General features: G+C 39.0%; 23 protein-coding genes and 3 tRNA genes. 24 read left to right on the top strand and 2 right to left on the bottom strand.

Annotated elements, in window-relative coordinates:
* The first annotated feature begins 33 nt into the window (after positions 1–33).
* From ssb to IC621_RS06265, 21 genes are all read left to right on the top strand, one after another.
* Positions 34–522, top strand: a complete 489-nt coding sequence (ssb, locus tag IC621_RS06365; protein ID WP_191156835.1) for a single-stranded DNA-binding protein — start codon at positions 34–36, stop codon at positions 520–522.
* 32 nt (positions 523–554) lie between these two features.
* The gene (rpsR, locus tag IC621_RS06360; RefSeq protein WP_191156833.1) at positions 555–791 is read left to right on the top strand and encodes a 30S ribosomal protein S18; all 237 of its coding nucleotides are present in this window, start codon (positions 555–557) and stop codon (positions 789–791) included.
* 364 nt (positions 792–1,155) lie between these two features.
* Positions 1,156–2,082, top strand: a complete 927-nt coding sequence (locus IC621_RS06355; RefSeq protein WP_191156831.1) for a YybS family protein — start codon at positions 1,156–1,158, stop codon at positions 2,080–2,082.
* A gap of 36 nt (positions 2,083–2,118) precedes the next feature.
* Positions 2,119–4,095 (top strand): DHH family phosphoesterase, encoded by a 1,977-nt coding sequence (locus IC621_RS06350; RefSeq protein ID WP_191156829.1) that lies wholly within the window; start codon positions 2,119–2,121, stop codon positions 4,093–4,095.
* A complete protein-coding gene (gene rplI / locus IC621_RS06345) occupies positions 4,092–4,541 on the top strand; it encodes a 50S ribosomal protein L9 (protein ID WP_191156827.1) in 450 nt (149 codons plus the stop codon). The genes IC621_RS06350 and rplI overlap by 4 nt, the downstream gene beginning before the upstream one ends.
* 605 nt (positions 4,542–5,146) lie before the next feature.
* The gene (dnaB, locus tag IC621_RS06340) at positions 5,147–6,499 is read left to right on the top strand and encodes a replicative DNA helicase (protein ID WP_396652985.1); all 1,353 of its coding nucleotides are present in this window, start codon (positions 5,147–5,149) and stop codon (positions 6,497–6,499) included.
* A gap of 700 nt (positions 6,500–7,199) precedes the next feature.
* The gene (locus tag IC621_RS06335) at positions 7,200–8,492 is read left to right on the top strand and encodes an adenylosuccinate synthase (protein WP_191156823.1); all 1,293 of its coding nucleotides are present in this window, start codon (positions 7,200–7,202) and stop codon (positions 8,490–8,492) included.
* A gap of 678 nt (positions 8,493–9,170) precedes the next feature.
* A tRNA-Lys gene (locus IC621_RS06330) sits at positions 9,171–9,246 on the top strand.
* Positions 9,247–9,256: 10 nt separating this feature from the next.
* Positions 9,257–9,328, top strand: a tRNA-Glu gene (locus IC621_RS06325).
* Between the two features lie 151 nt (positions 9,329–9,479).
* Positions 9,480–9,552: transfer RNA gene (locus IC621_RS06320), tRNA-Phe, on the top strand.
* A 518-nt stretch (positions 9,553–10,070) separates the two neighbouring features.
* Complete coding sequence (locus tag IC621_RS06315) at positions 10,071–11,516, top strand: peptidoglycan DD-metalloendopeptidase family protein (RefSeq protein ID WP_191156821.1); 1,446 nt, start codon at positions 10,071–10,073, stop codon at positions 11,514–11,516.
* Positions 11,517–11,734: 218 nt separating this feature from the next.
* On the top strand, positions 11,735–12,439 hold the full coding sequence (yycF, locus tag IC621_RS06310; protein WP_191156819.1) for a response regulator YycF: 705 nt from the start codon (positions 11,735–11,737) through the stop codon (positions 12,437–12,439).
* Positions 12,440–12,444: 5 nt separating this feature from the next.
* Positions 12,445–14,280, top strand: coding sequence for a cell wall metabolism sensor histidine kinase WalK (gene walK, locus IC621_RS06305; protein WP_191156817.1), 1,836 nt, complete (start codon positions 12,445–12,447; stop codon positions 14,278–14,280).
* Positions 14,277–15,617, top strand: a complete 1,341-nt coding sequence (locus IC621_RS06300) for a YycH family regulatory protein (protein WP_191156816.1) — start codon at positions 14,277–14,279, stop codon at positions 15,615–15,617. Before walK ends, IC621_RS06300 begins: the two co-directional genes overlap by 4 nt.
* Positions 15,604–16,398, top strand: coding sequence for a two-component system regulatory protein YycI (locus IC621_RS06295; RefSeq protein WP_191156814.1), 795 nt, complete (start codon positions 15,604–15,606; stop codon positions 16,396–16,398). The genes IC621_RS06300 and IC621_RS06295 overlap by 14 nt, the downstream gene beginning before the upstream one ends.
* Positions 16,399–16,438: 40 nt before the next feature.
* The gene (locus IC621_RS06290) at positions 16,439–17,233 is read left to right on the top strand and encodes an MBL fold metallo-hydrolase (protein ID WP_191156812.1); all 795 of its coding nucleotides are present in this window, start codon (positions 16,439–16,441) and stop codon (positions 17,231–17,233) included.
* Between the two features lie 126 nt (positions 17,234–17,359).
* Positions 17,360–18,580 (top strand): S1C family serine protease, encoded by a 1,221-nt coding sequence (locus tag IC621_RS06285; protein WP_191156810.1) that lies wholly within the window; start codon positions 17,360–17,362, stop codon positions 18,578–18,580.
* A 71-nt stretch (positions 18,581–18,651) separates the two neighbouring features.
* Positions 18,652–19,314: a type 1 glutamine amidotransferase domain-containing protein gene (locus tag IC621_RS06280; protein ID WP_191156808.1), complete on the top strand. Its 663-nt coding sequence runs from the start codon at positions 18,652–18,654 to the stop codon at positions 19,312–19,314.
* A gap of 276 nt (positions 19,315–19,590) precedes the next feature.
* Positions 19,591–19,746 carry a CxxH/CxxC protein gene (locus IC621_RS06275; RefSeq protein ID WP_191156806.1) on the top strand — a complete coding sequence of 52 codons (156 nt, stop codon included), beginning with the start codon at positions 19,591–19,593 and terminating at the stop codon, positions 19,744–19,746.
* A gap of 83 nt (positions 19,747–19,829) precedes the next feature.
* Positions 19,830–20,309, top strand: a complete 480-nt coding sequence (gene rlmH / locus IC621_RS06270) for a 23S rRNA (pseudouridine(1915)-N(3))-methyltransferase RlmH (protein ID WP_191156804.1) — start codon at positions 19,830–19,832, stop codon at positions 20,307–20,309.
* A gap of 720 nt (positions 20,310–21,029) precedes the next feature.
* Positions 21,030–21,692, top strand: a complete 663-nt coding sequence (locus IC621_RS06265) for a DNA-binding response regulator (RefSeq protein WP_191156802.1) — start codon at positions 21,030–21,032, stop codon at positions 21,690–21,692.
* A gap of 260 nt (positions 21,693–21,952) precedes the next feature.
* On the opposite strand, the gene IC621_RS06260 is transcribed toward IC621_RS06265, so the two are convergent.
* Positions 21,953–22,702, bottom strand: a complete 750-nt coding sequence (locus IC621_RS06260) for an SDR family oxidoreductase (RefSeq protein ID WP_191156800.1) — start codon at positions 22,700–22,702, stop codon at positions 21,953–21,955.
* A 108-nt stretch (positions 22,703–22,810) separates the two neighbouring features.
* Here IC621_RS06260 and IC621_RS06255 point away from each other — a divergent pair, with 108 nt between their 5' ends.
* The 3 genes from IC621_RS06255 (at position 22,811) to IC621_RS26830 (ending at position 26,433) form a co-directional block, all read left to right on the top strand.
* Positions 22,811–23,374 (top strand): TetR/AcrR family transcriptional regulator, encoded by a 564-nt coding sequence (locus IC621_RS06255; RefSeq protein WP_318153011.1) that lies wholly within the window; start codon positions 22,811–22,813, stop codon positions 23,372–23,374.
* A 582-nt stretch (positions 23,375–23,956) separates the two neighbouring features.
* The gene (locus tag IC621_RS06250) at positions 23,957–25,720 is read left to right on the top strand and encodes a tetratricopeptide repeat protein (protein WP_191156798.1); all 1,764 of its coding nucleotides are present in this window, start codon (positions 23,957–23,959) and stop codon (positions 25,718–25,720) included.
* A 590-nt stretch (positions 25,721–26,310) separates the two neighbouring features.
* Complete coding sequence (locus IC621_RS26830; RefSeq protein ID WP_263575982.1) at positions 26,311–26,433, top strand: hypothetical protein; 123 nt, start codon at positions 26,311–26,313, stop codon at positions 26,431–26,433.
* 91 nt (positions 26,434–26,524) lie between these two features.
* Here IC621_RS26830 and IC621_RS06245 read toward each other — a convergent pair whose 3' ends face one another.
* Positions 26,525–26,773 carry a hypothetical protein gene (locus IC621_RS06245; RefSeq protein WP_191156796.1) on the bottom strand — a complete coding sequence of 83 codons (249 nt, stop codon included), beginning with the start codon at positions 26,771–26,773 and terminating at the stop codon, positions 26,525–26,527.
* Between the last annotated feature and the right edge of the window lie 51 nt (positions 26,774–26,824).

The following is a 26,824-nucleotide window of genomic DNA, read 5'->3' as shown; positions in this document are numbered from 1 at the left end:
GATCAAAATATCAAGCAAAGGATGGTCTTGATTATGATCAATAGAGTCGTATTAGTCGGAAGACTTACAAAAGATCCAGAATTGCGTTATACCCCGAATGGTGTAGCTGTAGCAACATTTACTCTTGCAGTGAATCGCCAATTTACGAATCAGCAAGGGGAACGTGAAGCTGACTTCATTAACTGTGTAATTTGGCGCAGACCAGCTGAGAACGTAGCAAACTTTCTGAAAAAGGGAAGCTTGGCAGGCGTGGATGGCCGCCTTCAAACACGAAACTATGAAGATCAAACAGGCAAACGCGTTTATGTGACTGAAGTCGTAGCTGATAGTGTTCAGTTCTTAGAACCTAAGAACAGCAGCGGCGGAAACAATTATGGCGGTGGATCTAATAACAGAAATGCATTTGGTTCTGATCAGAATCAAAACCAGCGAAACAATCAAGGTCATACAAGCTTTGATAATGATCCATTTGCTAACGATGGAAAACCGATTGATATTTCAGACGATGATTTACCGTTTTAATAAATAATCTATGTTGAAGGGAGGATATAACCATGGCAGGACGCAGAGGTGGACGTGCTAAACGTCGTAAAGTGTGTTATTTCACAGCTAACGGTATTACACATATCGATTACAAAGAAGTAGACCTACTAAAAAAATTCGTTTCTGAACGCGGTAAAATTTTACCTCGCCGTGTGACTGGTACTAGCGCTAAATATCAACGTAAGTTGACTTCAGCTATTAAACGTGCTCGTCAAATGGCTTTACTTCCATACGTTTCAGGTGAATAATGAAAACCTTAGCAGCAGGACCGTTTCCTGCTGCTTTGTTTTGTATCGCGGAAATAAACCTGAACCAAGGTCACGCAGATTTTCTGCTTTTTTTATTTTGGCAGTCAAACCCCATTGATGAAGATTTTTTTTCTGTCGAGTTTATTACCCATCTTTTTATCCTCTTATCTTCTGACAGAAAAACCTCATCGATCAACCTTCAGAACAAACTTCTCTATTACTTTCCTTGCATCATACCCTTCACGAATGTTTCACTTTATTTGATTTATTAGCTGAAAGTGTCATACAATAATCTTGGACTGTTTTTATTCTGGGGGATTATACGAGAAGATTAGCATCGTGTTAAGATTGATGAGGTGAAAATGTGAAACAGACAAACTTCCTTACAGAGGGTGCTGTGCTATTAGCGCTCTATGCTGTATTGCTCTTTTTAGTGATATACATACCAGTCATTGGAGTAGTTCTTATGTTTGGATTGGCACTGCCTTTCATCATAATTGCTTACCGTTACAGTATTAAGCAATCCCTATTAGTCTATTTTGCCTCCCTGCTGCTTTCTATGCTTATTGCAAACGTGAGCGGTATTGGAACGACACTAATTTTTGCAACAGCTGGTATTCTTATGGGGCATTATTATAAAAAAAATCAAACGATGTCTGCTATTATTGCAGGGTCTCTCTCCTATTTTGTAACAACCGCCATTCTTTACAGTGCGGTTATCGCTTTTTTGCAAATTGATATCCCGGGGCTAATTGAAGAATCTTTCCAACAATCTATCTCATTATTTCAATCAATGGGGCAGGATATAGGAGATGAACAATTAAAGCTACTAAAGGAGCAGCTTCAAACTGCGGAATACATGTTTCCTAGTGTGTTTGTCATTACCGGTGTGATTCTTTCCTTTATTACACACTTAATTTGTTCCCTTATGTTAAGGCGTTTAAAGGTGCAAATCCAGCCTTTGCCACCTTTTCGGGAATGGAGTCTCCCCAAAAATTTAATTTGGTATTATCTAATAGCAACGATTCTGATGCTTTTTAATTTAGAAAAAGGAAGCTACTGGTATATTGCTGCATTAAATGTATATTATGTATTAAATTTTGCAATGACAGTTCAAGGTCTTTCTTTCGTTTATTTTTACAGTCATCATAAAAAAGTTTCGAAAGCACTACCTATTCTTGTGACCGTCTTTTCAATAATCCTCCCGTTTTTACAACAAATTGTGAGGATATTAGGTATAATTGATTTAGGCTTTAACTTGAGAACGCGGATTAAACAAGTAGGGAAATAACATGATTTCATCCACTGTTACGAGGAGCTGACAAGAATGCCTAGTTTTTACGATAAGCCATTGTTCAGGTACCCTGTATATGCACTAATCGGCGTGACAGTGATCGCAACCATTTTTCTCCTGTATTTCAACTGGATCATTGGGGTATCTGGAATAGTCATCTTGTTGCTGATTCTCTTCTTTCTGAAACATGCCGATTTAAAAATTAAATCTGAAATGGAAGATTATATTTCAACCCTTTCTTATCGGCTTAAAAAAGTCGGTGAGGAAGCCCTCATGGAGATGCCGATAGGAATTTTGTTATATAATGATAACCATTATGTCGAATGGACGAACCCATTTATGGCTACTTGCTTTGATGAAGATACATTGGTGGGCAGATCCCTTTATGATTTGGCAGACTCTCTCATTCCTTTAATTAAACAAGAAATCGACATGGAAACAATCAACTTATATGAGCGGAAATTTAAGGTGATTATTAAAAGAGAGGAACGGTTGTTATATTTTTTTGATGTAACAGAGCAAATTGAAATTGAGAAGCAGTATGAAGATGAACAGACAGTCCTTGCCTTTATTTTTCTTGATAATTATGATGAGATTACCCAAGGGATGGACGATCAGACGAGAAGTACAATCAATAGTGAAGTGACCTCTTTATTGAACAAATGGGCAACAGATTATGGGATCTTTTTAAAAAGAATCTCTTCTGAAAGATTTATTGGTGTACTAAATGAAAATATATTAACCAGCTTGGAAAAGTCAAAGTTTTCTATATTAGATGAAGTTCGTGAAAAGACAACAATGCAAAATGTCTCTTTAACCTTAAGCATTGGAATTGGCGCTGGAATTCAATCATTGGCAGAATTAGGTGATTTTGCACAATCCAGCTTGGATCTTGCGCTTGGAAGAGGCGGAGATCAAGTAGCTATCAAACAGCCGAATGGGAAAGTGAAATTTTTTGGCGGCAAAACAAACCCAATGGAAAAAAGAACCCGAGTGCGAGCCCGTGTCATTTCTCATGCTCTTAAAGAGATTATCTCACAAAGCGATAAGGTTCTTATTATGGGACACAAATATCCAGATATGGATGCGATCGGGGCTGCAATTGGGATCTTGAAGGTAGCTCAAGTCAATAATAAAGATGGTTTTATTGTACTGGATCCGAAGGAAATCGATTCAAGTGTGAAACGGTTGTTAGATGAAGTAAAACAGCATTCTGAATTATGGTCAAGATTTATCACTCCTGAGGAAGCCTATGAAATTTCAACCGATGATACCCTTCTTGTTGTAGTTGATACACACAAACCTTCTCTTGTTATTGATGAACGCCTCGTAAATAGACTTGATCATATTGTTGTCATTGATCATCACCGAAGAGGAGAAGACTTTATTAAAGACCCTCTGCTCGTCTATATGGAGCCTTATGCATCCTCCACAGCCGAGCTTGTGACAGAGCTGCTTGAGTACCAGCCGAAACAATTAAAAATGAATATGATTGAAGCCACATCTTTATTAGCAGGGATTATCGTAGATACAAAAAGCTTTACATTAAGAACAGGATCAAGAACATTTGATGCCGCCTCGTATTTGAGGGGAAAGGGTGCTGACACCGTTCTTGTCCAGAAGTTTATGAAGGAAAATATTGAGACTTATGTGAAGCGTGCGAAGCTTATTCAAAATGCAGAAATGTTTAAAGATGGTATTGCTATCGCAAAATCATCTGATGAGGGAGACTTCTTTGAGCAAGTAATAATTGCGCAAGCAGCAGATACATTACTTACAATGAATGGAGTTATTGCTTCTTTTGTCATTGCACGTCGAAGTGAGGATCTGGTCAGTATAAGTGCCCGATCTCTTGGAGATATCAATGTCCAAGTGATTATGGAAGCTTTAGATGGAGGCGGTCATTTATCAAATGCGGCCACTCAAATGCAAGGAATTACGATTTTACAGACAGAAAGTCAATTAAAAACGGCGATCTTGGAATATCTTGAAGGAGGAACAAAATCATGAAAGTTATTTTTCTAAAGGATGTTAAAGGTAAAGGAAAAAAAGGGGATGTAAAAAACGTTGCTGACGGATATGCTCACAACTTCCTAATTAAACAGGGGCTTGCTGTTGAAGCAAATAATGCCAATGTCAAATCGTTAGAAGCCCAAAAAAACAAGGAAAAGAAAGAAGCAACAGAAGAACTTGAACATGCAAAGGAACTAAAGGAAACTCTAGAATCCTTAACGGTTGAGTTTCAAGCTAAATCTGGTGAAGGCGGCCGTTTATTCGGTTCTATTACGAGCAAACAAATTGCGGAAGAACTTAAAAAGGCACACAATATCAAGGTTGATAAACGAAAAATAGAACTTCCTGAGGCAATTCGAGCTCTTGGTTACACAAATGTACCTGTCAAGCTCCATTCTGAAGTAACAGCCCTACTAAAGGTTCACGTTAAAGAACAAGCATAATCAGCAAAATAAAAGGCGATAACCTCGCCTTTTATTTTCTTGCCTATTAGATTTACGTTGCTTCTAGATTTTTGTGCAGGTCCATCGCATTAGCCAATAGTTTAGGATGTTATTTATTTCATGAAGTGACGTTTTAAAATTCGAATTACATTCACAGTGAGGCTCGCCTTGAGGCTGGCTCAATTAGGGGCAAAGGCTTTGAGAAAGAAAAAATCCCCTTCTATGAGGCCTGTCTCACGCTATTCTGGGCTTTTCAAAACGCCTCCTACTTCCATTATGTGAAATAAACAATTAATTGTAAAAGAATGTTATAAATTGTTCAACTGCAGCGCCTATCACCCTGAGAAGGTTAAAGAAAAACTTTTATCAGATCTTCTTGTGCTTGCCCTAGGTTGGACAACGCGCTAATTTTGAAATATTTGTAGAGGTATTGAATAAGAAATCGGCTTGTTCGCCGATTTCATCCATTCTCACCTCTCACTTCTCACTTCCAGAATGACAGGGAATATCTTCTACTTGATGATTCCTGTGTTTCCCCTATAGTGTATAGGATAGGGTTTTTTATTAATTAAAATGGAGGGCGGTGACCAGCTTTGAATGAAGTGATGAATGATCGGATTCCACCCCAAAATATAGAGGCAGAACAAGCAGTTATCGGAGCCATATTTTTGGAACCCTCTGCTTTAACGCTGGCATCAGAGCTGTTAATTCCTGAAGATTTTTATCGTGCATCCCATCAAAAGATCTATAATGCCATGCTTTCCTTATCTGATAAAGGAGAGCCTGTAGATTTAGTAACAGTGACTTCAGAGCTTGCAGATGTTGATCTTCTTGATGAAATCGGCGGAATTTCTTATTTAAGTGATGTGGCAAACTCTGTTCCAACAGCTGCTAATATTGAATATTACGCGAAAATTGTCGAAGAAAAATCCATTCTGCGTCGTTTGATTCGTACAGCTACAGGAATTGCCCAAGATGGATATTCACGAGAAGATGAAGTGGAAAGCGTATTAAGTGAAGCGGAAAAAAACATTATGGAGGTTGCCCAAAGAAAGAATGCGGGTGCCTTTCAAAATATTAAGGACGTTTTGGTCCAAACCTATGACAATATTGAACTACTTCATAATCGAAAAGGTGAAATTACCGGAATTCCAACGGGATTTAGTGAATTAGACAGAATGACAGCCGGCTTTCAGCGAAACGATTTAATTATTGTTGCCGCCCGTCCTTCTGTCGGGAAAACCGCTTTTGCGCTGAACATTGCCCAAAATGTCGCGACAAAGACAGATGAGAGCGTAGCGATCTTTAGTTTGGAGATGGGGGCAGAGCAGCTGGTAATGCGGATGCTTTGTGCAGAGGGAAACATTAATGCTCAAAATTTAAGGACTGGTAACTTGACTCCAGAGGACTGGGGCAAGCTAACAATGGCGATGGGCAGTTTGTCGAACGCTGGTATATATATAGATGACACCCCAGGTATTCGTGTCGGTGAAATCCGTGCAAAGTGTCGCCGTCTTAAACAGGAAAGCGGATTAGGAATGATTTTAATCGATTACCTGCAATTAATTCAAGGGAGCGGGCGCAGCGGAGAAAACCGTCAGCAGGAAGTTTCGGAGATTTCTAGATCACTGAAGGCCCTTGCCCGTGAGCTTAAGGTTCCAGTTATCGCCTTATCACAGCTTTCCCGCGGTGTTGAACAAAGACAAGATAAACGGCCTATGATGTCTGATATCCGTGAATCAGGAAGTATTGAGCAGGATGCAGATATTGTCGCATTCTTATACCGTGACGATTACTATGATAAGGAATCAGAAAACAAAAACATCATTGAAATTATTATTGCAAAACAACGTAATGGCCCAGTAGGAACGGTATCCCTTGCGTTTGTCAAAGAATACAACAAATTCGTAAATTTAGAACGGAGATTTGATGACACAGATGTTCCGCCTGGTGCATAAAAAAGCTTGCTCTATTTCAGAGGAGCTTTTTTGTGATTTCAGAAAGTTTAAGTAGATTAAAGTATTAACGTATTAAAGTTAGTTATTATTGTTCAGCGCAGGCGGACAGGACGTCCAAGTGCCAGCAGGCATAAGGCCGTGACGCCTTTGCCGGCCAGGCGCCATCAGTCCTTAGGTCATAAGCTAATCCGTCAAAAAGGTTAAAGAACAACCTTTCTGTCGGCTCGTCTTATGCTTATCGCCGTATAGCGGGCGTCCAGTGCTTTTCATTCTTTTGTAATGATCTATGAAGAAAGTATTAGTCATTTATTTGATCGGAAAAGTCGTACATAGACATGCAATTGTGAAGTTTTTAATCCTTCTATACATTTAGAAAAGTTCTGGATTTGTTAGACCACAATGGAAAAGAGTAACATCCCTCACTTTTTTACCTTTTACAGTATAACGACTAACAAATATTGATTCACCACTCTCATTTCCCAAGAAATAATTTTGTAAATGTTTATTAAGAAACAATTCTCTTAATCTATTAAACTCTTTTTCAAACAACAGATAGGTAGAATTATAAATTACACGAACAAATTAATAATATATTAATATTAACGTTCGGATTTTACATTGACTTTCGTCCTTTACGTTGGTAAAATTAACTTGTTTGATTGTGCAAAAAGTGTTTTTTAAAGCTATGGAGGTGCACGAAATGTCTTCGGTTGTAGTCGTTGGTACACAATGGGGAGATGAAGGAAAAGGTAAAATTACCGACTTTCTTTCAGAAAATGCAGAAGTGATCGCTCGTTATCAAGGTGGTAACAATGCAGGTCATACTATTAAGTTTAATGGTGAAACGTACAAGCTTCATCTGATTCCATCAGGGATTTTCTACAATGATAAAGTATGTGTAATTGGAAATGGTATGGTAGTTGACCCAAAAGCTCTAGTGACAGAGTTAAAATATTTACATGACCGCGGGGTTAGCACAGATAATTTACGGATCAGCAACCGCGCCCATGTCATTCTGCCTTACCACTTAAAGCTCGATGCGGTCGAGGAAGAACGTAAAGGCGCTAATAAAATTGGTACGACTAAAAAAGGAATCGGTCCTGCTTATATGGATAAAGCAGCAAGAATCGGAATTCGTATTGCAGATTTATTAGACCGTGAAGTTTTTGAAGAAAAATTAGCTCGAAATTTAGAAGAAAAAAATCGTTTATTTGAAAGAATGTATGAAGTTGAAGGCTTTACTTTAGAAGAAATTTTAGACGAATATTATGAGTATGGTCAGCAATTTAAACATTATGTTACAGATACATCTGTTGTATTAAATGATGCTCTAGACGAAGGGCGCCGTGTGTTATTTGAGGGTGCACAAGGGGTAATGCTTGATATTGACCAAGGAACATATCCGTTTGTAACTTCATCCAACCCTGTCGCAGGGGGAGTTACAATTGGTTCTGGTGTAGGTCCAACAAAAATTCAGCACGTAGTTGGCGTATCAAAAGCATATACAACCCGTGTTGGGGACGGTCCATTCCCGACAGAGCTTGATAATGAAATCGGTCATCAAATCCGTGAAGTAGGTCGTGAATATGGAACTACTACAGGCAGAGCACGCCGTGTAGGCTGGTTTGACAGTGTAGTTGTCCGCCATGCACGCAGAGTGAGTGGGATAACGGACCTATCTTTAAATTCAATTGATGTCTTAACTGGTATCGAGACTTTAAAGATCTGCACAGCTTACCGGTATAAAGGTGAAGTAATGGAAGAGTTTCCAGCAAGCTTAAAGGCACTAGCTGAATGTGAACCAGTTTATGAAGAACTGCCAGGCTGGTCTGAAGACATCACAGGTGTGAAAAACTTAGGAGAGCTGCCTCCTAATGCACGTCATTACATTGAACGTGTTTCTCAATTGACAGGTATTCCGATTTCAATTTTTTCTGTGGGACCTGATCGTACACAAACGAACGTTGTCCGCAGTGTATACCGAGCAAACTAAATATTTATTAGGAGGGTGATATGGAGGCGGTGAGCCTTCAGGTTACCCTCTTCTTTTATTTTTGACTATATTCCTTTTATAAAATGTTGTTCCTTAAGAATCCCTTTGAATAAGTAAGTAATAAATTATTCCAGCCAATAAATATGATTAGCCTCCAAAAGATCGGCAAACGGTTAATATAATTGCTAAACTGTAAATAAAATTGATTTGCAGCAAGTAAAATTACCAATCCGGCCACTAAAATCAAAGAATCGGCAAATAAATTTTAAGATAAAGCCAGAAATCGGGATGCTGGCGCCAATAAAGGTAAAATGAGGAAAATATATGTCATTTTTTTGCTGTACTAGATTAGCCATCTACCTACAAAATTAAAATCTATTATTTTTATTTAAAAATTCTATTGTATAATAGATCAACTTTGTGATATCATTAACAATGTCTTGTTTGACAAGTTATTTTTCTTTACAATTGCTGGTGAGGACGCCTGCGACAAGATGTGAAAAAAAATATTGCTACTCATTATTAAAATGAGCCATTAGCTCAGTTGGTAGAGCACGAACGAGTAAGCTGCGGAGCGAAACATCAGCGTACTCATCGAGCTGCTTCTTGCATAAGCTTCCTGAGATGAGGACGTCTGCGACAAGAACAAAACAAAATATTGCTACTCATTATTAAAATGAGCCATTAGCTCAGTTGGTAGAGCATCTGACTTTTAATCAGAGGGTCGAAGGTTCGAGTCCTTCATGGCTCACCATTTACTATATGGCCCGTTGGTCAAGCGGTTAAGACACCGCCCTTTCACGGCGGTAACACGGGTTCGAATCCCGTACGGGTCATGTTCTTTACATAAATAGAACAATGACAGAGCCTCATATTACAGATTGAAAAAGCTCTGACAAAGAAATAAAAAGGGCTTTACCCTAAGTAATTCCTGAGATTTGGGCGAAGGTTGCGAGTACAAACTGAATTTAATTTTTGATTATATACGGCTCGGTAGCTCAGTTGGTAGAGCAAAGGACTGAAAATCCTTGTGTCGGCGGTTCGATTCCGTCCCGAGCCACTTGAAAAAAGCATGGTCTCACACTATGCTTTTTTTTGTTAGTTAAAATTTTAAGTATATTAAAACATCTTATAATTAGTAATCGTATCCAGCTCCAACACCTATCTGATTCAAGGCGTCCTATGCTTTACGAACTTGATTCTAGTTTTTTAAAAAAATTGCCGTCACCAAAGCTTTTCACTCTTTATTCATCCAAAATCTATTAGATCAGATCTTAACTCCTCTTTTATTATCTGCTTCTTAAGTTTTATTTTAAATTTCGAACAAAAATTTTAAATTCCTCTTTTTATTTCCCTTTTATGGCATTTCAAATCAGAACCAGATAATGACAAATTGCGCTAATTATTGTCACTATTAATACAGTAGTATTACAATTTGGATACATTCACAGAAATGTAAGTGTTTTTATGGTATTTTAATATGGTGTTAAAGAACTAGATAATGAAAGAACTAGATCTTTTGTTATATAGGTAGGAAAAATAAACCATATATGTTCTTTGGTTTTAGGGGGAAACATAGTGTTTAAGAAGCATAGTAGACTGAGAGAAAGCTTTCGGCTAAAATTTAATAGAATACATAAAATAATGGCAGGCGCTGCTGCTTTTGCTGCTGCATTTACCTTTGGGGTTCAAAGCGCGAGTGCTGATGAAAATCTAGCTACTGTTTATCATATATATTTAAATGATACATACGTAGGAACGATTGACAATAAAGACTTAATTATAGATGTCGAGAAAGAAAAAGTAGAAGAGGCACAAGGTAAGTATCAAGATTTTGAGCTGACAGTTGAGGATATGGAGATTGTCCCTGAGCAAATGTTCCGTCCTGTTGCTGATAATAATGAGGCATTGAATAAGCTAAAAAGTGAATTAGATGTTGCTGTTAAGTCTACAACAATTCAAATAGGTGACAAGTCGGTGGCTCATTTCAGTTCAAAAGAAGATGCAGAAAAAGTATTAAATGAGTACAAGAAGAAATTTGTTTCGGAAGATGTTTTGAAACAATTGGAACAGCCTGATGAAATAAAGCACTCTGAGCCGTTAAAAGAAGGTCAATCTCGGATAACGGACGTTTCCTTTTCTGAAAATGTTTCTCTTACAGAGCAAAAGGTTTCTCCAGACGAAGTTTTAACAGTTGAAGAAGGGGTAAAGCTCCTTGAAAAAGGGACATTAGAAGAGAAAGAATATGAAGTAAAAGATAGTGATAATTTAAGTGAAATTGCATCAAGCCATGACCTTGGGCTTGAGGAGCTATTAAAGTTAAACCCCGGACTGAAGGATGATTCTGTCATTAACAAGGGCGATAAGTTAAAAGTAACTGAATATCTGCCATTTGTAAAAGTTCTTGTTCAAGAAGAGGTTTCAGAAAAACAAGTGGTAGAGTATGAAACAGAAACGATTGAGGATTCCTCAAAGTTTAAAGGAGAAACAGAAACAAAACAAAAAGGTGAAAATGGAGAAAAGCTCCTAAACTATGTCGTGCATAAGGAAAATGGCTCCGAAGTAAAACGTGAAACGTTAAAAGAAGAAACATTAAAAGAGCCTGTAAAAGAAATTATCGTCGAAGGAACAAAGGTTATTCCTTCCCGTGGAACCGGAAACCTTGACTGGCCTGCAGTTGGTGGCTATATTTCAAGTAAAATGGGAACACGATGGGGAAAAATGCATAAAGGGATTGATATTGCACGTCCAAGTGACCGTACGATCAAGGCTGCTGATAATGGCAAAATTGTATCAGCTGGAAATGATGGTGCATATGGCAACAAGATTGAAATTGACCATAATAATGGTCTGCGCACAGTTTATGCTCATCTCGACTCCCTTTCTGTTTCAGTTGGGGACACCGTTTCAAAAGGCCAGAAAATTGGTGTCATGGGTTCGACCGGCCGCTCTACTGGCGTTCATTTGCATTTTGAAGTATACAAAAACGGGTCGCTTCAAGATCCTTTGAAATATGTTAAGTAAGTATGATCTCCTCTAGCATTGCTAGAGGTTTTTCTATATACCGGCAATAAATAACATGTTAAAATACGGTTTATTAAAGGATAAATTGGATACTGAGAAGAAGGTTATACTAGAGAGAGATGACTACTATAACCATGGTACATATAAGTAGAAGTAGATGAATGTTTTTATTCTGTCTGTTAAATTAGTATAAGGACTGCTTAAAAGGAGCGAAAAAAATGGAAAAAAGGATTCTTGTTGTAGATGACGAAAAACCAATTGCAGATATATTAGAGTTCAACCTTAAAAAAGAAGGATATGAAGTCCATTGTGCTTATGATGGTAATGAAGCCATTGATATGGTAGATGAAATCAAGCCTGATCTTATCTTGCTTGATATTATGCTACCAAATAGAGATGGAATGGAAGTTTGCAGAGAGATTCGGAAGACATATGACATCCCAATTATTATGCTGACGGCAAAAGACTCAGAAATCGATAAAGTATTAGGCTTGGAGCTTGGTGCAGATGACTATGTGACAAAGCCGTTTAGTACAAGAGAATTATTGGCACGTGTAAAAGCTAATTTGAGAAGACAACAGACGCAAGGTATTGAAGAACCATCAGATACGAATGAAATTCATATCGGGTCTCTTGTTATTCACCCTGATGCATATGTTGTTTCAAAACGAGGGGAAACGATTGAGCTGACTCATCGAGAGTTTGAGCTTCTTCATTATTTAGCGAAACATATTGGACAAGTTATGACTCGTGAGCATTTGCTGCAAACTGTGTGGGGGTATGACTACTTTGGTGATGTGAGAACTGTTGATGTTACTGTAAGACGCTTACGGGAAAAAATTGAAGATAACCCTAGTCATCCAACATGGATTGTAACAAGACGAGGAGTAGGCTATTATTTGCGAAACCCTGAACAGGAGTAGGATAAATGGATAAAGTTGGTTTTTTTAGATCCATTCATTTTAAGGTTACCATGATTTATGTATTGCTCATTATATTGGCGATGCAAATTATAGGGGTTTATTTTGTCCAGCGACTGGAAGACTCTCTTATAAATAATTATAATGATTCCCTTGATAAGCGAGTCAATTTATTGGCTTATAGTATTGAGCAGGAAATATCAAAAGAAGATCTGGAAGAAGGATCTGAAAACACTTCAAATAATATTTCTTCGATTCTGATGGATTTTGTCACAGAAGAAATCCAGGAAGTAAGAGTGATTGATAAGAATAGTAAGGTAATTGGAACATCTAATCCATATAATCGGGAAATTGTCGGGAAGCGGACAACAGAGGCATTGATTAAGCGGACTCTTGCATTAGGTCAGCCGCATCACAATATCATGTTTGATACACAATCAAATCAACGTGTCCGCATATCCTCTACTCCTATCAAGAGTAACCTTAATCAGGAGGTAAAAGGTGCCATTTACCTTGTTGCTTCTATGGAGGATGTTTTTAATCAAATGCAGGTCATCAATCGAATTCTTTATACTGGAACAGCCATTTCCTTAGTGATAACGGCTGTATTAGGCGTCATTTTAGGGAGAACGATCACTCGTCCACTTTCAGATATGAGAAAACAAGCGATGGCTCTTGCGAAAGGGAATTTCACTAGAAAAGTAAGAGTATATGGAGAGGATGAAATTGGGCAGCTTGCAACAACTTTTAATCATCTGACTGATGAGCTGGAGGAAGCTCATGCTATGACTGAAGGGGAACGCAAAAAGCTTGCTTCTGTTATTGCCCATATGACAGATGGAGTTATTGCAACAAATCGGAAGGGTGAAATCATATTAATCAATGATCCAGCTCTTGAGATGTTAAATGTTTCACGTGAAACGGTATTAGAAAGACCTATCGTAGATTTTCTTCCAAATGACGGAGAGTCGTACCAATTCAATGAATTAATTGAACAGCAAGAATCTCTAATTTTAGATATTAGTACAGAAGAAAAGCCTTATATTCTGAGGGTTAATTTTTCTGTCATTCAAAAAGAAAAAGGAAGATTTGATGGCCTCATCGCTGTTTTCTATGATGTGACGGAACAGGAAAAAATTGAACAAGAACGAAGAGAATTTGTAGCGAATGTATCACATGAGTTAAGAACTCCGCTCACAACGATGCGAAGCTATTTAGAGGCGCTGGCAGAAGGTGCGTGGAAGGATAAAGAGATTGCTCCACAGTTTCTAAATGTCACCCAAAATGAAACTGAACGAATGATTCGTTTAGTGAATGACCTTCTTCAGCTATCAAAATTGGATAGTACAGATTATCGATTAAACAAGCAATGGATTAACTTCACTGGTTTCTTCAACAAAATAATTGACCGCTTTGAAATGACAAAGAAACAGCATGTTACTTTTAACAGGCAATTGCCAGAGCAGCCATTATATGTAGATATTGATACAGATAAAATCACACAAGTACTGGATAATATTATTTCGAATGCTTTAAAGTATTCCCCTGAAGGTGGAGAGGTTACTTTTAAGATTGATATTTTAAAAGAGCACCTTCAAATAAGTGTTCAAGACCAAGGGGTAGGAATTCCACAAGATAGTGTGAAGAAAATTTTTGAGCGTTTTTATAGAGTGGACAAAGCCCGAACTCGTAAATTAGGAGGAACAGGTTTAGGGCTTGCGATTGCCAAGGAAATGATTCATGCCCATGAGGGGGATATTTGGGCTAGCAGCAGGGAAGGCAGAGGAACAACTATTTACTTTACGATTCCATATACAGAGGATCAAGAGGATGAGTGGGAATGAATATTGAAAATATAAAAAGTGCTTTGTTAACTCTCCTAGTTTTGATTGGAATCTTTTTCACATGGAATATTTGGACCTATCAGCCCAATTATGATTCCTTGCCAGATAGTCCTTTGCTCGAAAGCTCCCCAATTTCCCAAGAAACAAAAGAAGTCCATGAAGTGATTCGGCCTTTCCAAATCATTTTGCATGAAAACAAAAAACATTATGGGTCTTATCATGACTCTTCAATTAAAAGTGTATGGAAAGAACTCAGAAGATGGCAATTTGAAACTACTTTTGATATTACAAATCAATTTTCGGATAAGGAATTTTATCAATGGATTCATGGAGAGGATGGAAACAACAAAATAGAAATTGTTTTCTCTGACGAAATTCCTATAAAGGTGCTGCAAACGATTTTTAATTGGAAAACAGAAGAAACCTTTTATCAATCTTTTGACAGGATCGTCCTTCCTGAAGCAGAAAAACAAGGAAATCAAAAAATATATTTTGCTTCTTATGAAAATCAGACTGTTTTTGAAGTAACGGTAGGCAACCAAATGGCTCTTGAAACAGTCGCAAATATATTCGAGGATAAAGAAAATTATGAACCTTACTTTTCTTATAAGGTGAATTCACGGAAAGTTTTCTTTTTACCTGCAAACTCCTTAACCTTTTATAAGAAGCAATTTTTAACAGAGACAATTAGCGGGGAGAAATTTAAACAAGCCTTATTCAATAATCCTTTGTATGTAAGGCAGGAAGTAGGATTTTCTAGAAATATCTATACTGATGCAACCAGGCTTCTTGAAATTTATCCAAAACAGAATGAGTTGACTTTTGTCAATCAAGGCAGTGAGCCTACTGTATCCTTAGAAGGCGGAGATGCCATCCTGCATAGCATTAACTATTTGAATAATCATGGCGGCTGGACGGATAACTATAAATTTTTCCACATTAACGGCAATCAGGAAGTGACCTTTAATTTAAATGTAGACAGTCTTCCTGTTTTTGAGAGTAAAGAGCAGCCTTACCACCCCACAACAATTCGCCAGCGCTGGGGAAGTGTTGAAATCTCCAATTATCACCGCCCAACCTATAAGCTCGGAAATAATGCGTTTGAAACAAGTCAAAGCTCTCTGCCAACCGGAGAAAAACTAATCGAATACTTGAAAAACAACGAATATAACCTTGGTGAGATCAAGAGTATTTTTCCTGCTTATGAACTAACATCAACAGATCAGCAAGTGGTGGTCGTTACGCCTGTTTGGTGTTTAGAAACCGAAATGAGTAATTTTATAACAATTGGCTCGAAGAGTTCAGATCAAGGGGGCAAAGAAATTGGATTGGAGTAAAACAAAAACCATCTTCATTATTGCCTTCCTAGTTCTTGACGTGTTTTTAGCGATTCAATTTTTTACTAAACAAAAAGAGGCTAATATTGAAATTATTCAAAAATCACCTATTCAGGATCAGTTAAAGCAGGATAATATCACATACGGAGATCTGCCGAAAATTGATAAGGCGACATATATTACAGGAAAAAGAAAAGAATTTACGAAGAAGGAAATCGGTAGTCTTAAAAACCAAACAATTGTATCAACCCAAAATGAAGGTGAGCCTGTTTACCGTTTAGAAGCTACATTTGATGATCCGATTACTTTACCTGAAACAAATCCTGCAAGTATGCTTAATCAATTTGTAACGGAAAATATTCTTTTTGGAGATAAATATAGCCTGTGGAAGATTGAAGATTATCAAATCATTTATTTTCAACAATTCGAAGGAAAAACAATCTTTCAAAGCATACTTGATCAAAATGGCAGAATTGGTATGGTGCTATTGAGATTGAACGAGAAGAAAGAAATAGTGTCTTATGAACAAACAATGCTTGAAGGAATACAAGAAATTCAAGAAAATGAAAATGTTTTATCTGCTTTAAAAGCGATTGAAGCTGCTTACAATGCCCATGAAATCAGCCCGAATAGTGAAGTATCAAAGGTGGAGCTTGGATATTTCACTCATATTCCGCTTTCAAATGTTCAAATAATGGCACCAACCTGGCACATTGTCATTAATGAGAAAGAGGATATTTTTGTGAATGCCTCTGAAGGAATTGTGAGCAGGCCCGATTAAATGAAATAAATAAGAAATTTAGTAACTGGAGTGAGAAACGATGAGCTTGCATTTTAGTGTGCTCGCAAGCGGAAGTACGGGGAACGCATTTTTTGTAGAAACGGAGGATCATTCCTTTCTTGTTGACGCTGGTCTTAGCGGCAAACAGCTTGAGCTGTTAATTGGCCAAATCAATCGCAGCATGGACAAGCTAAGCGGTATCCTGGTCACCCACGAGCATAGTGATCATATTAAAGGGTTAGGCATTATTGCGAGGAAATATAACCTCCCTATTTACGCAAACGAAAAAACGTGGATGGCAATGGAAGGGTCATTAGGGAAAATAGCTACGGACCAAAAGTTTCATTTTGAAACAGAAACGGTTAAAAGCTTTGGATCGCTTGAGGTTGAGTCATTTGGTGTTTCTCATGATGCGGCTGAACCGATGTTTTATGTGTTTCATCATGAAGGAAAGAAGCTTGCGCTTATTACAGATACGGGCTATGTGAGTGATCGAATGAAGGGAATTATCCGTAATGCAGACGCCTTTGTATTTGAAAGTAATCACGATGTTGAAATGCTCCGGATGGGGCGGTATCCATGGAGTGTCAAGCGTCGGATCTTAAGTGATGTTGGACATGTTTCAAATGAAGACGCCGCAATTGCGATGACAGAAGTAATTGGAGATCAAACAAAACGTATTTATCTGGCACATTTAAGTAAAGATAATAATATGAAGGATTTAGCAAGATTATCTGTAAACCAAACACTTGCAAGTAAAGGGTTTATTACTGGTGAACAATTTGCTCTGTATGACACGGATCCTAAATCTCCGACGCCTCTTGCAGCAATATAAAAAACCCATGTAACGGACTGGGTGCCTTCATACATTTTATGGTCAAGCAGCTCTGCCACATAGAAAGACAATTATTATCCAGGTCATCGGCAAATTGTTCACCGTCTGAAAGGAAGGGACTCAAGAATGGGTTATTATGATGAGGAGAATGAGAAATATAGCCAAAAGCAAAAGGGAAACCGAGGCGGCTGGTTTTTAGCTGGTGCAGTCGGTGCTATATTAGGAGCTCTTCTTATGATTTTCGCTTTACCTGTTTTATCCAACCTCAATTTTTTGCCTTATGATCTTCAACTAGGCGGTGAAGAAGAATCTGAAACAACGCAAAATGAGGAGCCTGGCCCGCAAAAAAATGTCAAGGTAGATGTGAATACCGCTGTAACGAATGTCGTAGATGATGTGTCAGATGCTGTCGTAGGAGTTGTTAACCTTCAGGAAGCAGGTTTTTGGGATGAAAAAGGGGAAGCTGGGACAGGCTCTGGAGTTATTTACAAAAAGGATGGGAATACAGCGTTTGTTGTGACAAATCATCATGTTATTGCTGATGCTTCTCAAATTGAATTAAGTTTAAGCAGCGGGGAAAGAGTGCCAGCTGAATTATTGGGAAGCGATCAATTAACAGATTTGGCTGTGCTTCAAGTAAACAGTGAAAAGATTGAAAAAGTAGGTGACTTTGGGGACTCGGATAAAGTTAAGCCTGGAGAACCTGTTATTGCGATCGGTAACCCTTTAGGGCTGCAATTTTCCGGGTCTGTTACTCAGGGGATCATTTCAGGAACAGAGCGAGCAATTCCAGTTGATTCGGATCAGAACGGTCAGGTTGATTGGAATGCAGAAGTATTGCAAACTGATGCCGCTATTAACCCTGGGAACAGCGGTGGTGCTTTAATTAATATCGATGGAAAAGTCATTGGAATTAATTCCATGAAAATTGCGCAATCTTCTGTAGAAGGGATTGGACTCGCCATTCCAAGTAATTTAGCCGTTCCGATCATTGATGATCTTGAACGCTTTGGAGAGGTACGAAGACCTGAGCTTGGTGTAGGCTTGCAATCGCTAAGTGATATTTCAAGCTATCATTGGCAAGAAACCTTAAAGCTTCCTAAAGAAGTTACAAATGGGGTTGTTGTCATGTCTGTCAACCAGCTTTCCTCTGCAGGCCAAAGCGGATTAAAGGAGCTGGATGTCATTACCGAATTTGCAGGCGAAAAGGTTCAGGATATTATCGGCTTTAGAAAAGAGCTTTACAAGCAGGAAGTCGGCAGTTCTGTAAATGTTGTTTTCTATCGAAACGGTGAAAAACAATCACTCGACATTAAATTGGGAAAACAAAGTATACAAGGGAGCTAACAGCTCTCTTGTTTTTTTTCCTTAATAATGGGGTATTTTAAGATAAACGATTGTAAAAGGAAGTGAATAGGATGGCTGAGAAAATTTTGATGATTGTCACGACTGCAGATAAAGTAACAGATGACATAAAAACCGGAATTTGGCTATCAGAATTTGCGGAACCTTTTATTGAATTTAAAAAATACGGTTATGACGTAACAATAGCCAGTCCAAAGGGCGGAAAGGCCCCTTTAGATCCTAACAGCATGGAAGAAAACCAGCCTAAAGGTTTTATTGAAGCGATACCGTTCCTTGACAGTACTTTGAGACTTGAGGAAGTGGAACCAAGTGAGTATAAAGCGGTCTTCCTTCCTGGCGGACATGGAACGATGTTTGATCTGCCAGATAATAAGACACTTCATACGATCCTAAAATATTTTATAGATAAAGGCAAACTGATTGGAGCGGTCTGTCATGGACCATCGGGATTGGTAGAGGCAAAAGGAAGCGACGGCCGTCACTTTGTGAACGGGAAAAAGCTGACAGCATTTACAGATGCAGAAGAAAAAGAAACAACTTTGGATGGGCATATGCCCTTCTTACTAGAAAGCAAACTGAGAGAATTAGGAGCTCTCTTCGTTGAAGCGCCCGAGTTTACAGATCATGTCGTAGTAGACCGAAATTTAGTTACAGGTCAAAACCCTCAGTCAAGTCTAAGTACGGCTAGAGCATTTTTAGAGGAATTGCAAAAATAATTTTTGGAAGCCGGTCTTTTTTTGATAAGGTCGGTTTTTTTATTTTACTGAGTTGGTTGAAGTGTTATATGTTAATGTAAGTTATACCTCCAGCGCCTAACCCGCCTGAGTTGACATACCAAACCGACCGAAAAGGTTAAAGAAAAACCTTTTTGACGGCACACCTAAGTGCTTGTCACCAAAGGACTAGCGTTTTGTGTTTTTCGTTCTTGTTGATAAGTGGATTTCATGATAAAACTAGTAGAGGAATCTACCTGTGGATAAGGAGAAGATAGAATGAAATGTTGTGCGGATCATGTCGAATTAGCGATCGATATGTATGTCGATGAGCACGAAACAGCTCCGGAAATAATAAAAATTGAAGATTTCAACAATTTATCCACAACCTGTGGATTATGTGAAAAACCCGCTATATATATAGTAGGGATCTAATATTTCTATACCATATGTGGATGGGAAATACACATCTGTGGATAAAGTGTGTGCATAACTTGTTTTTAAAGTGGGGATGAACTGTGAATATCACAATTTGTACAATAGGAAAATTAAAGGAAAAATATTTAAAGCAAGGAATAGACGAATATTTAAAGCGGTTAACTCTCTACGCAAAGGTAGAAATCATCGAGCTGCCAGACGAAAAAGCACCTGAAAATTTAAGCGAACAAGAAATGCTGCAAGTTAAAGATAAAGAAGGCGACCGCATCCTCTCCAAGCTATCAGACGATACTCACGTCATCGCCCTCGCCATCGAAGGAAAAATGAAAACCTCCGAGCAGCTGGCCGCTGATTTAGACAAGCTTGCCACATACGGGAAAAGCAAGATAGCTTTTATTATTGGGGGATCACTCGGGCTAAGTGACGCCGTTATGAAACGGGCGAACGTCACCCTGTCCTTTTCAAAAATGACCTTCCCTCATCAGCTGATGCGGCTGATTTTGCTTGAGCAGGTTTATCGTGCTTTTCGGATTAATCGGGGGGAGCCGTATCATAAGTAAATGAGGTTTTAAGCCAAATTGCCTCTCCTTAAGGATGGGGAGGCTAGAACTTAACAAGTTTTCTTAGGAGAAATCGAAATAATAAGAATTTTAAGGAAATAGGTTGACAAAATTATGAATCCTTTTAAACTAAAAATAGCTCTATCCTCAAACTCCTCTGCAACATTTTCTTTTCTCCTTTCCTATCGCATAAAATAGCTTTTATTTTTTAAATTATTTGTCTTAATTCACCTTTTATTTTCTCCAATCGATACCACATTAAACCTCTTTTTTACTTCACATTAACACCCGTTAATTATAAAAATTTGTTCGAAGTTAAATGAAAAATGAAGGGAGATGATTTATTCGTATTTACCATACTATTTGGCAAACCGCCTGAAAATTATCATTTGTCATTTGAAGAGTATCGAGAAAAATGTTTGCGATTAGGATTTCATGGTTCCGATTGAGGAATAGGTATTAGTCTTTGAAGAATTAGCAGAGGATATTGAGGATAGATGGGCTTTCAAATTAGTAAATCATTTAATTTTTGTGGTTTGTCCACTAAATTTTGATTAAATTATGAGGATTTTTCCTTTGTTGGCTGTTCAGAGCTTTAGAACAGGTGGTTTCCGGATCAATTCTGATTGCATCGCTTGCTGGAACGATTTTTGGAAATATGTTAAGGTACCTCTCATTTAGATAAGGAATGAATTACCATTGGATAGGAGGAGGGATGCTATGGGATTTGAAGAAGAATACCAAGCATTTATGAAAGCTCACTTACAGGTAAGAACTGGTGAACGGTTGCGGCGCTTACAAGAAGGTCACAGCCATGCTGAAAGGGTGTTTTTGAGGCAAGTGTGGTGGCCTTTATTTTATCAATTCAGCTATCTTCATCCGGAATATGAAGTCAATGATTTCAAGGATGGCAAAAGATATTTGGACTTTGCTTATATTCGTCCCGCCATCCGGATTTGCTTTGAGATCGACGGGTATGGCCCTCACCTGAAGAACCTTAGCAGATGGCAATTTTCCGACAGCCTGGAACGTCAAAACCAGTTGGTGATTGACGGATGGACCGTGATCCGTTTTTCTTATGACCAAGTTAAAGAGCAACCTCGTCGGTGCCAACAAAATGTCCAGCAAGTGATTGGCCGATGGCTGGGTGATGAGCTGGATCAGAGCTCTTTGTCCATTTTCGAAAAGGAAGTGCTTCGACTAGCGATTCGAAAAGGAGAAGCCATATCCCCTATAGAAGTCGAGAAGTATCTGAAGGTAAGTGACAAGACGGTAAAAAAAGTACTCTCTCAACTAGTCGATAAAAAGAAGCTGATTCCTGCATCAGGAACCATGAGAATCCGCTCTTATCGGTTGGGGGAACAGGTTAAGCATCCGGTCTGATAAATAGACGGAAAAATTACTCTTAATTAGTAAATTAGATAAAAAATAGCTTAAATAGACGGAGAAATTCCTCCTATTGACCCTAAAACCGCGAAAATGGGGGATTTTGCTTTGCATAACCGGAAAACCCCCGCTTATACACCTCGAAACGAGCTCCATTCTGCATCTAACCGAAAAATCTCCGCTTATTTTATTTTCGCTGATCATTCATCACTGCCATCCTGTATTCCAACATCCATTTACGCTCAAGGCTCATTCATTCATTCTTTTGCCATCAAATTGGGAAGGAAGTCGGGGAAGTATTTACCGGCAAAACGCATAAATTTTGAGAAACCAGGTACTACACGTTTTTTGTTTTTTTCCATACCTTTGATTCCATGCTTAACGAGAGTCTTCAAACTCATATTTGGACCTCTTTTCTGCATGTTCGGTTCAAGATTGGTTTCGGCAACGAGAGGTGGGACAAGCTCCATTACGTGAATATTTTTATTCGATTTCTTTAGCTGTATTCGAAGTGCATCGGTAAACATATGCACGCCTGCTTTTGTTGCGGAATACACAGGTTGAATGGGCGAAGTAACATAGGAAAGACCAGAGCTAACGGTTACGATCATGGCTTCTCTTTGTTTGGAGAATTGGGGAAGCAATGCTTTTGTTATCCAAATGGTCCCGTTTAAATTCGTTTCAACTTCAGAGGTTGCCTGCTCCAGGTCAACGTTTTCATCTAGCATTTTAAATGGACGCATGATGCCTGCTGAGTTGATTAAGATATTGGCCTCGGGATAGTTTTCATTAATAAATGCTGCGATTTTGCGAACAGAATCCGCATTTGAAATGTTCCCTCGAAGCCCGATTAGTCCTTTATTATCTTTTGTTATTTTATCGATGGTTTCTTGATTACGACCAACAACAATGACTTTATTGCCACGTTTCAACAATTCATTGGCAAAGGCAAGACCAATACCTGAAGTGCCGCCCGTGATGATAATAGTGTTATTTTTAAGCTCCATATTGTTTCTCCTCTGTTGGTTACAAATTTTAATTTTTGTAACTAAATAATAATATTAAGATATACTGTTTAGTTACAAAAGTCAATAGTTGTAACTGAAAGTGTTTGTATGTATAATGAATGCATGAAAAGTTTAAGCAGAGAACTAATATTGGAAACCGCTCACCGAATGGTGGCTGAACAAGGCATGGAGAAAGTTAATCTTTCAAAAGTCGCAAATGAACTAGGAACGACTCATGCGGCGATCTATAAGTATTTCACAGGAAAAGAAGAACTATGGACTGCTCTTGCAAGTTCATGGCTTAATCATGAATTGGCAATACTTTTTCCTTTTGAAACTGAAAATTATTCATCTACAAAGGAAATCGTTCATGACTGGCTATGGAGTTTAAGCGAATCAAAATATCAATCTTATTTACGTGAGCCAGAAATGTTCAAGTTATATACTACCTATATTGATGGAAATCCAATTGTATGGGCCCGACACATTGAAGATTTAGTGGGAAGCTTAAAAGCGGCAAGTAAAATCGAAGACAACGGACTTTTACATGCCCTTCTGTTGGCATTCTCCTGGTTTTCCGCGCCTGCCTTTGCAGAAAAGTGGTTACTGATTGATATTAAAAGAGAATTTGAAGGGGTCTGGAGAGTGGTTGAAGCGGGGATCTTGGAATAACAGCAATATTTGGCGGATGGTTTATGGTGCGGCTAGATATAGTAAAATTCTCCTGCTACACATCGTCAAGGGCCTATAACTTGCCGTTACAGACAGCGCGGTAACCGTATCATAAGTGATGCTAAAATAGAAAGGGACTTTAATGTGTCCCTTATCTCTTTATCCGTTGGATTTTGTTTGTCTAAGGCTGATAAATGAACTTTCTTTTCATGGATATAACTTCCCATTAATAATAGCAGCCATATTGCTGGATTAACAATAACCAAAGTAGGAATAACCTTGGTTCATATGCCTGGTCGCTTCTTGCATATCAAGTATCGTTATGCTAAAGAAAATATTTCACAATGATTGCAGACAAAACCTTCTTATCCATTTATTTTGGCATAACGATACGGTTAACATTGGCATTAGCCGAGAACATATCAAAAGCAAGGGCATATAAATATTATGTATTTCTTTATATATGAATGGTGCCGAGAATCGTGCCGGTCATAGAGGCGATGGCATGCCTGGTATTGGAAGATCATGATATACGACAAACTGCAATGTTGGGCTGAAGATATTTGAAAGGGAGAGTTATCCATGTCTGACGACAAGCTGGAGAGAGAGAGAAAATTAAAGGATTTACTGGTACGTTTAACGGATTCGCCATTTTACAAACGAAAATTAGCGGATTATAATCTGATGAACATAGGACTAAAGCAAATCTCAACATTGCCGATTACAGTAAAAGGCGAACTTCGAAAGGCAGGAGCACTTGACCATCTTGCTGTTGACCGTAAAGAAGCGGTGCATTATTGCGAATCGTTCGGCACTTCTGGAGAACCGGCATCTGCTTGGTTTACGAAGGAGGATTTGGAAACTGGCATAAGACAAATAAAAGGGTGCGGGGTACGGTTTGACAAAGAAGACATTGTACTGCTTCGATTTCCACATGGATTGACGGCTACCGCATTTCTAATGCAGCAAACCTGCCTTCAAGTGGGAGCGACGATCATCCCCGAGTATAGTACGGTTACACCTTATCCTAAGGTGCTTGATCTCATGAATCGATTGAACGTCACGATCATTGCCGGATCTCCTCGCGAGATAGAATTGTTGGCCGAGACGGCGCGCTTGCTTGGTTTAAACAGCAGCGAGCATTTCTCCTCTCTTCGGGCGATCATTGTTACCGGAGAAGTAGTGGGTAAACGTCGAAAGGAGCATTTGAAACAGAAGTGGGGTGTTCCAATAATTGATATATACGGTACTGCCGAGACTGCTAATATTGCAGCTATGTGCGAGCATGGCATGATGCATGTCTTAGAGCAGGACGTTGTGGTTGAAGCGCTGAAGGAAGATGGTTCCGGGCTTGTCAAACCGGGGGAGAGGGGGCTCGCTGCGATTACGACATTGTCCCATCAAGCTTCACCGCTGCTGCGGTATCTCAACGAAGACGTGATCTCCGTCGAGCAGGGTTTATGCGCATGCGGCCAAACCGAAAGCAAGCTCGTCCATTATGGTCGACTGAAGGATAGAATTAGATTTGGGGAGATTGTGTTGGATGACAAGGATATTCAGGACGCCATATACTCGTTAGCTCCCGTACCCGATGCTTGGAAAGCTATGCAGCAAGAGAACGGATTTCATATGATTCTCGATTCGGAGCGATATGCCGATTGGTCGTTGGAGGGAATTCAGGTTCAATTATCCGAAATGCTGAAGGTGACGGTAACCGCGGAGATCGGCTTCGGTACGCTGCTTAACCGGGATGAGCTCGCACGAAATGTTGCTTCAAAGAGACAGGTCTATATTTGTAAGCGCGACAACGAAGATCCCGACATAAGCAGCTTCATTCTACTGCGGGACTTGCTTCGTCGCGGTTACAACGAGTTTATGAGCTGCAAGTACGAGAAAGCACAGCAATTGTTCGAAGAGGCGGTAGCTCTGAGTCCCCACAGTGCGGAAGCGCATGCATGGCTGGCTGCGGTTTACGGTCGTAAGATCGATGCCGCTTGGAGTTTGACGGAGAAAATTGAACTTTTTTCGATGCTGGAAAACGAGATTACGACCGCCCTTGAAATCGATCCGACATTGCCACTCGCTAGGAGAATGAACGGATCCAAATTGTTAAATACGCCGGATATGCTAGGGGGAGATCCCGCCGTAGCAATTAATGAATTCCGTTATTGTATCGACCAGGGGATGAATGATGTTGAAATATGGGTATCCCTGGCTGAATGCTATATGAAAACGGATGATCCAGTTAAAGCGATAGAAGCATTAAAAGCAGCATTGGCTCTAGAGCCAATGCATGAAAGGGCGGCACAATTATTGCAGCAAGCAAAAAAACGCAAGCATTTATAAAAAATAGCGAGAATAAAAGGTAAAAAAGTTTAAACTATTCGTGTGCAAGGGTTGTCATGTTGTCAAACGAGTACCATACCGAAGTAAAGGGAGAAGAAAGAAGCACAACCCTTATTACAAAAAGCCTACTCGAAGAATGGGGAAGGCTTCTATGTGCATGCACCGAAACAGAAAGGGAATGTCAAAGAGCAGCTCAATATATTGCAAGATAAATTCGTTGACCTGAGATAGGGTTAGGACGCGGGGAATATGGTGGGGAGTATGTAACGTTTAAATACGTCTCGATAAAACAAAACGCTCTTGGTAGAAGCATTTATCGGATGATTAGTGCCTCACATACCTGGTGAACATTTTAAACAATTCGCTATTATAGGGGATATTCACATCGCCTCAAACGTCAAAGCAAAGAAAAAATCAGCTTATTTCCACAATCCAGTCGTCGTCAAATCGTGAAAGTGAAACGAATGGTTCGTAAAAGAAATTGGAGAGAGAGAATACAACACCAGACAGGGAAAGATCCGATGAATTGACTCAAGTATTCGTATTATTTTAAATACAAAGGAGAAGTCTGTCCTCAGGATAGCGAGTTAGTGAAAAAGCAGTATGTGAAACAAGCCATCAACTATCAATGCTTTGCTTGTCATGAGGAAGAGGCAATTCCTTATGATGGCGAACGAGATTTTGACATTATGAATGGAGGCGATCCGACCTAGAGCATAAATGTATCCAGAATACTACAAAGGCATTCATGGCCAGGAATACAAACTATCGGATGTCCTCACATCATGATAAAGGACCAGGCGGTTATGCCCGGTTTTTCTTAATACTCTCTACCCCACTCGTTATCATTTCTTGTCCGGTTGCTATGACACCACTCCTCAAGGTTATAGCGATTTTTCGCAATAGGATTCGGGGAGACTGATTTCCATCACTCACCACATCATTCATTTCATTGCTGACTCGGGTAGCACCATTGATCAAAGCAGTTGCAATGATCGGCTCGGTTTGTTTCCTTATATTCTTAACGATCTTCTTAAACGCATCTTTAGACATGCGTGTCACCTCCTTTCAAAAGAAACTTTCCTTCCTATGCCCTGTTGCAGC

Source organism: Metabacillus arenae (genome assembly GCF_014773385.1).
Classification (GTDB): Bacteria; Bacillota; Bacilli; order Bacillales; family Bacillaceae; genus Metabacillus_D; species Metabacillus_D arenae.
Note: the sequence above shows the minus strand (reverse complement) of the source record. Positions and strands in the feature narration are given on the sequence as shown.